Genomic DNA, 12,254 nt, shown 5'->3' on the forward strand with positions numbered 1-12,254 from the left:
CTTCGATCGCGGCGACACGCCGCTCCCACGAGGAGCCGGGGCAGGAGTGGGAGCCGCGTGCCGCGGCGATGGGGGCCGGCAAGCCCGCCATGGCGGTGCAAGAACCCAGGATCTGCGCGGAGCTTTCCGACATCAGTCGCTGTCCGGATGCTGGCGCCGATCCTCGCGCAAAAGCTCGATCAGTGCCTGCATGTCGGCGGGGATGGGGGCCTCCCAGGCCATCACTTCCCCCGTCGCAGGGTGCGTAAGCTCCAGCCGGGCCGCGTGCAGGGCCTGGCGGCGGAAACCTCGCAGCATCTCGATCAGCTCGGGCGAAGCCCCTTTGGGCAAGCGCAGGCGGCCGCCGTAGTCCGGGTCGCCGACCAGCGGCAGTTTGAGGTGCGCCATGTGCACGCGGATCTGATGCGTGCGGCCGGTCTCCAGCTGCACTCGCAGCAGGGTGTGCTGGCGGAACTTCTCGGCCACGCGGTAGTGGGTCACGGCCTCACGGCCGGTCTCGGTCACCGCCATCCGCGTGCGCTCGCGCGGGTGGCGGCCGATCGGCGCATCCACCGTGCCCCCAGCAACCAGCTTGCCTTGCGCCACGGCGAGGTACTCCCGGTGCATGTCGCGCTCGGCCAGCTGCTCGACCAGGGCCTTGTGGGCCAAGGGCGAGCGCGCCACCACCAAAAGGCCCGAGGTGTCCTTGTCCAGCCGGTGGACGATACCGGCGCGCGGAAGCTGACGCAGCTCGGGGAAGTGGAACAGCAGCGCGTTCATCAGCGTGCCGCGCATGTTGCCCGCGCCCGGGTGCACCACAAGGCCGGCCGGCTTGTTGATGACGATGAGGTGCTCATCGCTGTACACCACATCGAGCGGGATGTCCTCGGGCTGGGCTTCGGTCTGCGCGGAAGGCTCGGCCAAAAGCTCGATGTGCTCGCCACCCACAACCTCAGTGCGCGGCGGAAGGCCCGCCTGGCCATTGACCAGGATCTTGCCCTCCTTCAGCCAGCTGGTGAGGCGCGAGCGGGAGTAGTCCGGGAACACCTGGGCGATGGCCTGGTCCAGGCGCATGCCGGCCTGCTCCACGGACAGGACGGCCCGGTTGGGATCGACCTCGTCCGCCGTCTCCTCCGGGTCCAGGATATCGTCAAATGCTAGGAGTGTGTCGTTCATGACGCCATGGTAGCAGAGGGCAGGGCGGGCCCGATGTTTCCGCCCTGCCCTTTCGTCATGAGCCATGGTTATAATCGGGCAAATTTATCCCCTGCGTTGCGCGAGGCGACTGCATGTTCCGCCCCTCCCTGCCCTTTCTCGCCCTGGTGCTCAGCGCCGCACTCGTTTCCGGCTGCTCCTGGTTCAAGGACAAGAAGGAGTCCCAGGAAGACCCCTATGCCACCGCCGCCGACATCTACAGCCAGGCCAGCCGCGCGCTGAAGACCGGGAATTACGAGGAGGCGATCAAGCAGTTCGAGACCCTCGAGGCGCGCTATCCCTTCGGCCCCTACGCCGAACAGTCCAAGCTGGAAGCGGCGTACGCCTACTACAAGTACGGCGAGCAGGAATCGGCCATCGCCACCGTCGACCGCTACCTGCAACTGCATCCGCGCGGCGAGAACGTCGACTACGCCCTCTACCTCAAGGGCCTGGCCAACCTCAAGCGCGGCGCCTCGCTGACGGACGAATACGTGAAGGAGCGCGACCCGGCCCGCCGTGATCAGGGCGCGCTGCAGGAGGCGTTCAATGCCTTCAGCGACCTGGTCCGCCGCTTCCCGGCCAGCAAGTACGTCGAGGACAGCCAGAAGCGCCTGCTCGAGCTGCGCAACCTGATGGCCGAACACGAGCTGTACGTGGCGCAGTACTACATGAAGCGCGGCGCCTGGCTGTCCGCCGCCAACCGCGCGCAGGGCCTGATCGAGCGCTACCAGGGGGCACCGAGCATGCCCGAGGCGCTGAAGATCATGGTCGAGGCCTACACCAAACTTGGCCTGACCGATCTCGCGGCGGATGCGCGCAAGGTGCTTGAACTGAACTATCCTGAAGCTGCCAAGACGCTGAAATAAGGAGCGCGGTCATGTGGGATTTGTTCGCGACCGTCCGCCACCGCCACTCGGTCCGCCACTTCCAGAGCGACATGCCGGTGGAGCGCGAAAAACTGAACGCGGTGCTCGAGATCGCCTGCGCCGCCCCCAGCGCGGGCGGCCTGCAGGCCTACCGCATCGTGGCGGTCGAGGGCAAGGATGCACGCGCAAGGCTCGCCCATGCCGCGCATGACCAGACCTGCCTGGCCGAAGCCCCACTCACCCTCGCCTTCGTCACCCAGCCGATGCGCTCCGAACAGGTCTACGGTGCGCGCGGCCGCGAGCTTTACGCACTCCAGGACGCCACCATCGCCGCCGCCTACGCCCAGCTGGCCGCCGTCGCCGCGGGCCTGGCCTGCGGCTGGGTCGGCGCATTCGACGAGACGGCTGTGCGCGGCGTGCTCGGCTGCGAGGGCGACGAACGCCCCGTGGCCCTGATCCCTATCGGCTACCCCGCCGAGCTGCCCCAGGAGACCCCACGCCGCCCCCTCGCGGAGATGGTGCGCACGCTCTGATCCCGCCGGAGGATCAGACGGCGGACTCGTCCTCCTCGCCGGTACGGATGCGGATGGCGCGCTCCACGTCCATGACGAAGATCTTGCCGTCGCCGATCTTGCCGGTCTTGGCGCTCTTGAGGATGGCATCGACGATCGCATCGGCCTTATCGTCGGCCACCACCACTTCGATCTTCACCTTGGGCAGGAAGTCGACCACGTATTCCGCGCCGCGATAGAGCTCGGTGTGCCCCTTCTGCCGGCCAAAGCCCTTCACCTCGGTGGCGGTCATGCCCGACACCCCCAACTCCATGAGCGCCTCGCGCACGTCGTCCAAGCGGAACGGCTTGATGATGGCTTCGATCTTCTTCATCGGCTGACTCCAGGATGCAAAAAGGCCCGCCGAGGCGGGCCGCGAAATGACCGCGTAAGGACAGAGATTACTCGACCTTGAGCGCGAGGAACAACGGCGAGCCATCGCGCAGCAGGCGCAAGGCCACGGGACGCCCCTTGGTCATGCGCTCGGCGGCCTGCTTGAGATCCGCCGCCGAGGCGAGCTTCACCCCGCCCAGCTCGAGCAGCACATCCCCCGGCCGCACCCCGGCGCGGGCCGCGGCCCCTTCGCCGACCGAGCGCACCAGCAGGCCATGCCCCACGCCCAGTTCCTGGCGCTTGGCGGCGTCCAGCGGCTGCACCTGCAACCCCAGCGGACCGAGCGCCTCTGCAGCGGCGGCGGGTTCTGCAGCCTGGGCGGACTCCTCCGGCAGGGCCTGGATGGTGACCGCCAGCGTCCGCTCCTTGCCCTCGCGGAGGACCTGGACCTCGGTCCGCTTGCCGATCTCGGCCCCCGCGACACGTGCGGGTAGTTGGGCATTGTCGTCGATCGGACGGCCATCGAAGGCGAGGATCACATCGCCTGCCTTCAGGCCCGCCTTGTCTGCCGGGCTGCCCGGCTGCACTTGGGCGATGAGCGCGCCACGCGGGCGGTCCAGGCCGAAGGACTTGGCAAGGTCGGCATCCACCGGTTGGATCATCACCCCGAGCCAGCCGCGGGTGACCTTGCCGTGCTTGCGCAGCTGGTCAGCCACCTGCATGGCGGTGTTGATCGGGATGGCGAACGACAACCCCATGTAGCCACCGGAGCGCGAGTAGATCTGCGAGTTGATGCCGACCACCTCGCCACGCGGATTGAACAGCGGGCCGCCGGAGTTGCCCGGGTTGACTGCGGCGTCGGTCTGGATGAACGGCACGTAGTTCTCGTCCGGCAGGTTGCGGCCGATCGCGCTGACGATGCCCTGGGTGGCGGTGAAGTCCAGTCCGAACGGCGAGCCGATGGCGAGCACCCACTCCCCGACCTGCAGCCGGTCGGAGTCACCGATGCGCACGGTGGGCAGGCCCATGGCCTCGATCTTGAGCACCGCCACGTCGGTGCGCTCGTCCAGCCCCAGCACCTTCGCCGGGAATTCGCGCTTGTCTTGCAGACGCACGTTGATGCTCTCGGCGTCCTTCACCACATGGGCGTTGGTCAGGATGATGCCATTCGCCTCGATGATGAAGCCGGAGCCGAGCGACTGGGCCGGCTTGACGTTGGGCAGGGCCCCCGGGGGGATGCCCTCAAAGAAATGACGGAACAGCTCGTTGAACGGATGCCCCTCGGGCAGGTCCGGCAGCATGCCGGGCGGCAGCCCCGGTCGTTTCGGCATCTTCTGGGTGGTGTTGATGTTGACCACCGCCGGTGAAACCTCCTTCACCATCTGCACGAAGTCCGGCAGGTCGGCCGCCTGAGCCGCCGGCAGCACGGCCAGTGGGGCGCCCAAACTCAGTGCAGCGGCCAGAAGGGAGATTTTGAGGATGCGATGCTTCATCGAACTCTCCTTGCACAAAAGGTGAGCATTGGAGCGCCAAGGATAAGGTCAGGTTCCGTCCGTCCAAGAGAGGCCCAGCGCCTCGACCCCGGCCGCAAGGTCCCCCATGGCTGTCTCCACGACCTTCCGCGCCCCCTTCAGCCCCAACTCGATGCGCCGCCGGGGCTGCTGCTCCGTCGGCAACACCGGCAGACTGAACAGCTTGAGCGTGGGGTAACGCGCCGTGAGCTCACGCATCAGGTCCAACAACTGGCTCTCGGTAGCATCCCAGACCCAGAGCGCGCGCTCGGCATAGTCGGCATCCCCCACATTAGCGTAGTGCTGGGCCAGCACCCAGTCGAGCATGGCATGCGCCATCTGCGGGAAGCCCGGCATGAAGTGCATTCCCCCGACCGAGAACCCGGGCACGTTGTTGTAAGGGTTGGGGATCAGTCCCGCCCCGGCGGGCAGGTCGGCCATCAGTACCCGGTGAGGGAAGGCTTCCGCCCCGAACTGGCCGACGATCAGGGCCTCGGCCTCGGGATGACGCACCAGCGGGCGGTCGAAGGCACGCGCGGCAGCCTCGCGGGTCAGGTCATCCGGGGTGGCGCCAATCCCGCCGAAGCAGAACACAACCTCCGCTGCCTCCCGCGCCTCGCGCAGGTTCTGCACCAGCAGCGCCATGTCGTCGCCGACCATACGCGCCCAGGCCAGGCGCAGGCCGCGTGCACCCAGCCGCTCGATGACCGCCGGCACATGGCGGTCCTGGCGGCGGCCGGAGAGCACCTCGTCGCCAATGACGATGACCCCGAACCTCACTGCTTCGCCCCCAGTGCCAGTGCACGCTGGCGGCTCGCCTCCCACTCGGCACGCATCGCCTCGGCGTCATACGGCCCCGCTTCCGGCCAGCCCTGGATATGCTGCACCACCAGCTCGGCGAGCATGTCCAGGTGATCGGCGCGGTCGTTCAGGGCCGGGATGTAGCTGTACTTCTCACCGCTGGCCTCCATGAAGTACTCGCGGTTTTCCTGCTCGATCTCCTCCAGGGTCTCCAGGCAGTCGGCGGAAAAACCGGGACAGATCACCTGCACATCGCGGATGCCCTGCGCGGGCAGGGCCTTGAGGGTCATATCGGTGTAGGGCTTGATCCACTCCTCGCGGCCAAAGCGCGACTGGAAGCTGACCTGCCATTCGCCCTCCGCGAGCCCCAGGCGCTCGGCCAACAGACGGCCGGTGACGTGGCATTCGCAGTGGTAGGGGTCGCCGCTGAGCAGGTAGCGCTCCGGCACGCCGTGGAAGGACATGAGCAGCCGCTGCGGCCGGCCATGCTGGGCCTGGTGCTCGCGGACTGAGGCGGCCAGCGCCTCGATGTAGGCCGGATGACGGTGGTAGTGGTTGATGAAGCGCAGCTCAGGCAGCCAGCGCGCCTTCTGCAGGGCCGCAGTCACCGCATCGAAGGTGGAGGCCGTGGTGCTGGCCGAATACTGCGGGTAGAGCGGCAGCACCAGCACCCGGCGCGCGCCCTGCATGCGCAGCTCCTCCAGCGCGCGGGGGATGGAGGGGTTGCCGTAGCGCATCCCCAAGGCCACCACCACCGGGCCGGGCAGCCGCTCGCGCAGGCGCGTCTGCAGGCCCTCGCGCTGGCGCTCGGACAGGTACAGCAGGGGCGAGCCGGTACCCGCGCCGTAGTGGTCCCACACCTCCGCATAGGCCTCGGCCGAGCGCTTGGGGCGGGTGCGCAGCACGATCCCGTGCAGGATCGGCCACCACTTCCACCGGGGCAGCTCGATCACCCGCGGGTCGCTGAGGAACTCGGCAAGGTAGGTGCGCAGGGCGTCCTCGGTCGGCGCGTCCGGCGTGCCGAGGTTGAGCAGCAGGATGCCGAGCTGTTCGGGGCTGCCATGGCGGTAGTCGTTTTCACCCAGGTACATGTCCGTCTCCAGGAGGGAAGACCCGACATTGTTGGCAGCGCGGACAGGCTTGTCCACCACACGAGATCAATAGCCAAAAGCTATCAAAACCATTAGAACAATCCATTATGCAGATCATCAAGAAGGCGGCTATCTTCGGCAGGAGCCCACACCACCGAGGAAAACAACATGAGCGTCCTGGTTGCCCGCCACGCCCCCGACTTCACCGCCGCCGCCGTCATGCCGGACGGCAGCATCAACGAGCACTTCCGCCTGTCCGACCTACGCGGCCATTACGTCGTGCTGTTCTTCTGGCCGCTCGACTTCACCTTCGTCTGCCCGTCCGAGATCATCGCCCACGACAACCGCATGGCGCGGTTCAAGGAGCTGAACGTGCAGGTGGTCGGCGTGTCGATCGATTCGCACTACACCCACTACGCCTGGCGCAACACCCCGGTGGACAAGGGCGGCATCGGCCCGGTGCAGTTCCCGCTGGTGGCCGACATCAAGCACGAGATCGCCCAGGCCTACGGCATCGAGCATCCGGATGGCGTCGCCCTGCGCGCCTCCTTCCTGATTGACCGCGAGGGCGTCGTGCAGCACCAGGTGGTGAACAACCTGCCGCTGGGACGCGAAGTGGACGAGATGATCCGCCTGGTCGAGGCGCTCCAGTACACCGAACAGCACGGCGAGGTCTGCCCGGCCGGCTGGCGCAAGGGTCAGGCCGGCATGAAAGCCACCGCCGAAGGTGTGGCCGAGTACCTGGCCGGCCACGCCCGCGAGCTGTAATCGCACACCTTCAGCCGGAACGGCCCAGTGCGCTCCCTCCTCAGCGCATTGGGCAAGCCGGCTTTTTTCTTCTGCCCCAGTGGGCACGGTGAGCATGAGGCCCCCCAGCCCTGTGATCTCCGTGCCCACTGTGGCTAAATAACCCCCATCACGAATCTGCTGGAGCACTTCGCCATGAGTCAGTCCAACCATGCCCGTCTGATCATCCTCGGTTCCGGCCCCGCCGGTTACACCGCCGCGGTGTATGCCGCACGCGCCAACCTCGAACCCATGCTGATCACCGGCCTGCAGATGGGCGGCCAGCTCACCACCACCACCGAGGTGGACAATTGGCCGGGCGACGCGCACGGCCTGACCGGCCCGGCGCTGATGGAGCGCATGCGCGAGCACGCCGAGCGCTTCAACACCAAGATCGTGTTCGACCACATCCACAGTGCCGACCTGAGCCAGCGTCCGTTCCGCCTTGTGGGCGACTCCAGCGAGTACACCTGTGACGCCCTGATCATCGCCACCGGGGCCAGCGCCAAATACCTCGGCCTGCCGTCGGAGGAGGCGTTCAAGGGCCGCGGCGTGTCCGCCTGCGCCACCTGCGACGGCTTCTTCTACCGCGGCCAGGACGTGTGCGTGATCGGCGGCGGCAACACCGCGGTGGAGGAGGCGCTCTACCTCTCCAACATCGCCCGCCATGTGCACGTCATCCACCGCCGCGACAAGTTCCGCTCGGAGAAGATCCTGGCCGACAAGCTGGAGGCCAAGGCCAAGGAAGGCAACGTGACCATCCATTGGCACAGCGAGACGGATGAGATCCTGGGCGATGACTCCGGCGTGACCGGCATCCGCATCAAGAACGTCCACACCGGCGAGAAGACCGACATCCCGCTGACCGGCGTGTTCGTCGCCATCGGCCACACCCCGAACAGCGGCATCTTCGCGGGCCAGCTGGAGATGAAGGACGGCTACATCAAGGTGCACAGTGGCACCGAGGGCAACGCCACCGCCACCAGCGTGCCGGGCGTGTTCGCCGCGGGTGACGTGGCCGATCACATCTACCGCCAGGCCATCACCTCGGCCGGCAGCGGCTGCATGGCCGCACTGGACGCCGAGCGCTTCCTCGAGGGCCAGTAAGCCTTGGACCTCGGCGCGGCCCTGACCATCGCCCTGCTGGCCGCCCTACTCGGCCAGGCCTGGGCACTGCGCATCCGCCTGGGGGCGCAGGCCAGCTGGCTGGTCGCTGCGCTGATGCTCAACGCCATGAGCCTGCCGGCCGCCATCCTGCTCTTGGGCGATGCCCGCGAGGGCCTGGGCCTGCTCGCGGGCTTTGGTGCCGTGCTGGCCTCCAGCGCGGCGGGGCTCGGGGCACTGATCTGGCTGCGCCGAATGGAGCGTCTGCAAAAAATGGAGGGGCTCCCCACAGACCATGGATGACATCACCCTGGGGCTTGCCCTCGCCGGCCTACTCCTCTTGATCGGCATGCAGCGCATGCAGGTGGGGCAGACCGCCTTCCCTTGGTTCGCGGCGGGCCTCGCCGTCGCCGTACTGGCGCCGCTCACCCTGGGCGGCGGCGAAAACCAGCTCATGCTGCTGGCCGCCCTCGGTCTCGGCGTGGCGCTCGCGCTCATCCTCGGCCTGGCCGCGAGCATGGCGGACCTCGCCGCCCGTCTGGCCCTGCTGCATGGCCTGACCGGCGCGGCCACCGCGCTGGTCGCAAGCCTCGCCCTCATCGAGCGCCTGCTCGAACCGGGCCTGCCGCTCGGACTGGCCTGCCTGGCGATCCTGCTCGGGGCCTTTTCCGCCGCCGGCGCGGCCGTCACCCATGCCCGCCTGGCCAATCTGCTCCCCCAGGTCTGGCGCCATATCAGCCAGGCCGGTGCGGGTATCCTGCTGCTGGCTGCAACCCTCGGCCTCGGCGTCATCCTGGCCCTTGGACTGCGCGAAGGTCCCGCCTGGCTGCTGCTCTTCCTCAGCCTCGCGGCGGCTTCGGGGCTGACCTTCACCTTGCCACTGGCCGAGCGCGAGGCGCCACTGGCCGCCTCGCTGTTCGGCTCGCTGTCCGGGCTCGCCCTTGCCCTGCTCGGGACCGCCCTCGACCTGCCACCGCTGGTGGCCACCGGCATCCTCTCGGCCGGCCTCACCCTGCTCCTCAGCCTGCACTTGAGCCACAGCGTCCAGCTGCCGCTGCGGCGGCTGCTGTGGGGAGCGCCCCCGGCGGAAAGCGAGGAGGTCCCCCACCCCGCCCACCCCCTGGGGGCAGAGGGGGTGGCGGAGCGCCTGCGTGCGGCGCGCGAGGTGCTGCTGATCCCGGGCTTCGGCTGCATCGCGGCCGGGGCGTGCAGTGAGCTGATCGAACTGGGCCGGCACCTTGAGGCGCGTGGCTCGCGCGTGCGGCTGCTCGCCCACCCCCTTGCCGGCCGCCTGCCCGGCCAACTGCCCCTGCTGCTGCGTGAGGCCGGTGCCCCCGCGGAATGGCTGATCGAATGCTGGCCCCAGGATGCGGACACGCCGGAGATGACCCTCACCGTCGGTGCGCACGACCTGATCAACCCCGAGCTGGCGCGCCCGGGCCTCCCCGACCTGCGCCGCGCATCGAGCCAGGGGCACGAGGTCATCCTGCTGATGAAGAGCCTGGCCGGCTTTTCCGGCTCGATCAACCCGCTGCTGGCCCAGCCGCATGTGCATCTCTGGCAGGAGGATGCCCGGGCAGGGCTGGAGCGGCTGAACGAACTGCTGCGGCAGGGATGAGCACGCCACGCGCCGATCTGCTGGAGGCGTTCAAGCGGACGATCTACCGCGTCCATCTGCCCGGGCACGCCCTCGATCTTCGCATCGGCTCCCGACACCCGCCGCTCGATGCCTTTCTGCACGCCATCGGGGCACGCCGCTGGATCGTCTTCAGCCCCTGCAACCCGGGCGCGCGCCTGCTGGATCCGGAAACCAACACGGCCCGCATGACCGCGCTGCGGGGAGACCTGGACAGCGAAGGGCTGCGCCACTTCCCGGCCGAAGGCCTCCCGCCCGAGGGCGAGGACTGGCCGCCGGAGCCCAGCCTGCTGATTCTGGATGCACCCCAGAGGCAGACCGCACGATGGGCACACCGTTTCGGCCAGCTGGCCTGGGTCGCTGGCGAGCTCGGTCAGCCCGCCGAGCTAGTCTGGTCGTCGCTGCCTAAGGTGTGACTGAGATCGTCGAGCGACAGAGAAAAGGCCGGGACATAGCGCGTCATGAAGTCGCGCACCGCCGGAAGCGTGGGGTAGAAGGACTCGATCTTGGCCAGCAGGACGGCCTCGGCGCGGCGAAACTCGCGGTTGCCGGCCTGCGCCTCCTCCAGGCATTTCAGGTAACCGGCGAGGCTGTCCGCCGCCTTGACCAGGCGCTGTTCGGCAGGGCTCTGCCGGGCACTGTCCAGCAGCGGCGCGTAGTCCTCGCGCAAATCCTCCGGCAGCAGTTCGAGCAGGCGGCGCTCGGCCTGCCGCTCAAGCGCCTTGTAGGCTTCGCGGATCGCCGCATTGCCGTACTTGACCGGGGTGGGCAGGTCACCGGTCAGGATCTCGCTGGCATCGTGGAGCATGCCGAGCACGGCGACGCGGTCGGCATCGAAGGCGCCGCCATGGTGGCGGTTGCTGATCAGCGCCAGCGCGTGGGCGATGATGGCCACCTGCAAGCTGTGCTCCTGGACGTTCTCCGCGCGCGTGTTGCGCATCAGGCCCCAGCGCTGGATCAGCCGCATCCGGGCGAGCATGGCAAAAAATGGGCTGGGCGGGCTCATGCGTCCACCTCCCAGTCCCCTATCACGCGGTTGCGCCCGCCCCCCTTGGCGGCATAGAGCGCACGGTCGGCCCGCTCCAGCAGGTCTTTGAGCGGGATGAAATGATCCGGGCCGCTGCAGGAGACGCCCACGCTGACCGAAACGAAGCTGCGGGTGGGGTGAGGCAGCCGCAGATCGGCCACGTGCAGCCGAAGCAGCTCACCCAGTGCCCAGGCATCCGCCGAGGTCACCCCCTCGAGCAACACCGCGAACTCCTCCCCGCCGAGGCGGGCCGCCATGTCCAGCGGGCGCCGCGCACGCTCGCCGATCACTTCCGCCACCTTGCGCAGCAGGCCATCGCCAGCTTCGTGCCCCCACTGGTCGTTGACCTGCTTGAAGTGGTCGATGTCGATCAGCAGCACCGCCATCGGCTGCTGCAGACGCTGGGATTGGCGGGTCAAGCGCTGGAAATGCTCGTTGAAGGCATAGCGATTGAACAACCCGGTCAGCGCATCATGGGTGGCCTGCTCGTAGAGCTGCGCATGGGTGCTCTCGAGCTCGCGCCGGCGCTGGGCCTCGCGCAGCCCGCGTACGCGCAGGAACACCAGCAGGAGGACGCCGAGCAGGACGAGCAGGACCGCTCCGCCGACGCGCTTGGCGATGTACATGCGCTGTTGCCACCATGCCCCGGCATCCGGCTGCACCCCCAGGACCCATCCGGTCGAGGGGATCGCGACCCGAGCCAGCAGATCGGTCCGCCGGGCCGCCTCCTCCGGGCTCAACAGCACGCCGCGCTGCCCATCCAGGCTGAGCGTCTCGAGCAGCTCTGTGAAGGGGGCAAAGCCAAGACGCACCCACAGCATGAACTCGTCGCCCCCGGAATCCCGCAGGGGAACCAGGAGCGAGAGTGACTCGCCCGGATGGTCGGTCAGCACATGGGACGCGTAGGAGTCCTCCGCACAGTAGGACGCCCAGGCCGAGGGGAAGTGAATGTCGCAATCCGCGACAGGAAAGAACGCGTACGACTCGTAGTTCATAAACCACTGCGAGAGCAGGGCATCCATTTGCACCTGCTCCTCCTGCCGGTCCCCGATGCGCTGCAGGTGATCGGCAAGGGCGGGCATCGAGCGGCTGAACAGTGCACCCTGGCGCTGGAGACGCTGCAACTCGAGCTCGAGCATGTCCGCCCCATGCCAGGCGGAGGATGTCGCCAAGGCCGCGCGCGAATCGCGATAGGCCTGCCAGTCCTGCCAGCCGAGGACGAGGAAGACCAGCGCCAGGCCCGCGCCGGCCAGCGGGATGGACCACAGGCCGCGCCGCTGCTGATGCTTCACACGCTCCTCCGCGGAGGAGGCATGCCGTCGGGCGGACTGCTCCGATCCGGGCGCTGATGAGGACTCGGTCTGCATGAAAC

Annotated in this window: 14 protein-coding genes; 7 read left to right on the forward strand and 7 right to left on the reverse strand. The window is 68.2% G+C overall.

Features of this window, described 5'->3' with window-relative positions:
* Positions 1–132: 132 nt before the first annotated feature.
* Entirely contained in the window at positions 133–1,155 is a 1,023-nt protein-coding gene (rluD, locus tag V6D91_RS04705) for a 23S rRNA pseudouridine(1911/1915/1917) synthase RluD (RefSeq protein WP_347318221.1), read from the reverse strand.
* A gap of 113 nt (positions 1,156–1,268) precedes the next feature.
* On the opposite strand from rluD, the gene V6D91_RS04710 reads away from it, so the two are divergent.
* Both V6D91_RS04710 and V6D91_RS04715 read left to right on the forward strand, forming a co-directional pair.
* A complete protein-coding gene (locus V6D91_RS04710) occupies positions 1,269–2,042 on the forward strand; it encodes an outer membrane protein assembly factor BamD (protein ID WP_347318223.1) in 774 nt (257 codons plus the stop codon).
* Between the two features lie 11 nt (positions 2,043–2,053).
* Entirely contained in the window at positions 2,054–2,575 is a 522-nt protein-coding gene (locus tag V6D91_RS04715; RefSeq protein WP_347318225.1) for a nitroreductase family protein, read from the forward strand.
* Positions 2,576–2,588: 13 nt separating this feature from the next.
* Here V6D91_RS04715 and V6D91_RS04720 read toward each other — a convergent pair whose 3' ends face one another.
* The 4 genes from V6D91_RS04720 to hemH all read right to left on the reverse strand — a co-directional run bounded on the left by V6D91_RS04720 (position 2,589) and on the right by hemH (position 6,329).
* Entirely contained in the window at positions 2,589–2,927 is a 339-nt protein-coding gene (locus V6D91_RS04720) for a P-II family nitrogen regulator (RefSeq protein WP_347318227.1), read from the reverse strand.
* 67 nt (positions 2,928–2,994) lie between these two features.
* Entirely contained in the window at positions 2,995–4,419 is a 1,425-nt protein-coding gene (locus tag V6D91_RS04725) for a DegQ family serine endoprotease (protein WP_347318229.1), read from the reverse strand.
* Between the two features lie 48 nt (positions 4,420–4,467).
* Positions 4,468–5,217: a molybdopterin-binding protein gene (locus V6D91_RS04730; protein WP_347318231.1), complete on the reverse strand. Its 750-nt coding sequence runs from the start codon at positions 5,215–5,217 to the stop codon at positions 4,468–4,470.
* Positions 5,214–6,329 carry a ferrochelatase gene (hemH, locus tag V6D91_RS04735; protein ID WP_347318233.1) on the reverse strand — a complete coding sequence of 372 codons (1,116 nt, stop codon included), beginning with the start codon at positions 6,327–6,329 and terminating at the stop codon, positions 5,214–5,216. The genes V6D91_RS04730 and hemH overlap by 4 nt, the downstream gene beginning before the upstream one ends.
* A 168-nt stretch (positions 6,330–6,497) precedes the next feature.
* Between hemH and V6D91_RS04740 the strand changes: the two genes are divergently transcribed.
* The 5 genes from V6D91_RS04740 to V6D91_RS04760 all read left to right on the forward strand — a co-directional run bounded on the left by V6D91_RS04740 (position 6,498) and on the right by V6D91_RS04760 (position 10,271).
* Positions 6,498–7,097: a peroxiredoxin gene (locus V6D91_RS04740; protein ID WP_347318234.1), complete on the forward strand. Its 600-nt coding sequence runs from the start codon at positions 6,498–6,500 to the stop codon at positions 7,095–7,097.
* Between the two features lie 174 nt (positions 7,098–7,271).
* Positions 7,272–8,222 (forward strand): thioredoxin-disulfide reductase, encoded by a 951-nt coding sequence (trxB, locus tag V6D91_RS04745; RefSeq protein WP_347318236.1) that lies wholly within the window; start codon positions 7,272–7,274, stop codon positions 8,220–8,222.
* 3 nt (positions 8,223–8,225) lie between these two features.
* Complete coding sequence (locus V6D91_RS04750; RefSeq protein WP_347318237.1) at positions 8,226–8,522, forward strand: hypothetical protein; 297 nt, start codon at positions 8,226–8,228, stop codon at positions 8,520–8,522.
* Positions 8,515–9,837, forward strand: coding sequence for an NAD(P)(+) transhydrogenase (Re/Si-specific) subunit beta (locus V6D91_RS04755; RefSeq protein ID WP_347318239.1), 1,323 nt, complete (start codon positions 8,515–8,517; stop codon positions 9,835–9,837). Before V6D91_RS04750 ends, V6D91_RS04755 begins: the two co-directional genes overlap by 8 nt.
* Entirely contained in the window at positions 9,834–10,271 is a 438-nt protein-coding gene (locus V6D91_RS04760; protein ID WP_347318241.1) for a DUF3293 domain-containing protein, read from the forward strand. Before V6D91_RS04755 ends, V6D91_RS04760 begins: the two co-directional genes overlap by 4 nt.
* Here the strand turns inward: V6D91_RS04760 and yfbR are convergent.
* Positions 10,229–10,861 carry a 5'-deoxynucleotidase gene (gene yfbR, locus V6D91_RS04765; RefSeq protein ID WP_347318243.1) on the reverse strand — a complete coding sequence of 211 codons (633 nt, stop codon included), beginning with the start codon at positions 10,859–10,861 and terminating at the stop codon, positions 10,229–10,231. The two genes, V6D91_RS04760 and yfbR, sit on opposite strands and share 43 nt — an antisense overlap.
* The gene (locus V6D91_RS04770; protein ID WP_347318244.1) at positions 10,858–12,249 is read right to left on the reverse strand and encodes a GGDEF domain-containing protein; all 1,392 of its coding nucleotides are present in this window, start codon (positions 12,247–12,249) and stop codon (positions 10,858–10,860) included. Before V6D91_RS04770 ends, yfbR begins: the two co-directional genes overlap by 4 nt.
* Between the last annotated feature and the right edge of the window lie 5 nt (positions 12,250–12,254).

The sequence above is a fragment of the Thiofaba sp. EF100 genome (assembly GCF_039822285.1).
Classification (GTDB): domain Bacteria; phylum Pseudomonadota; class Gammaproteobacteria; order Halothiobacillales; family Halothiobacillaceae; genus Thiofaba.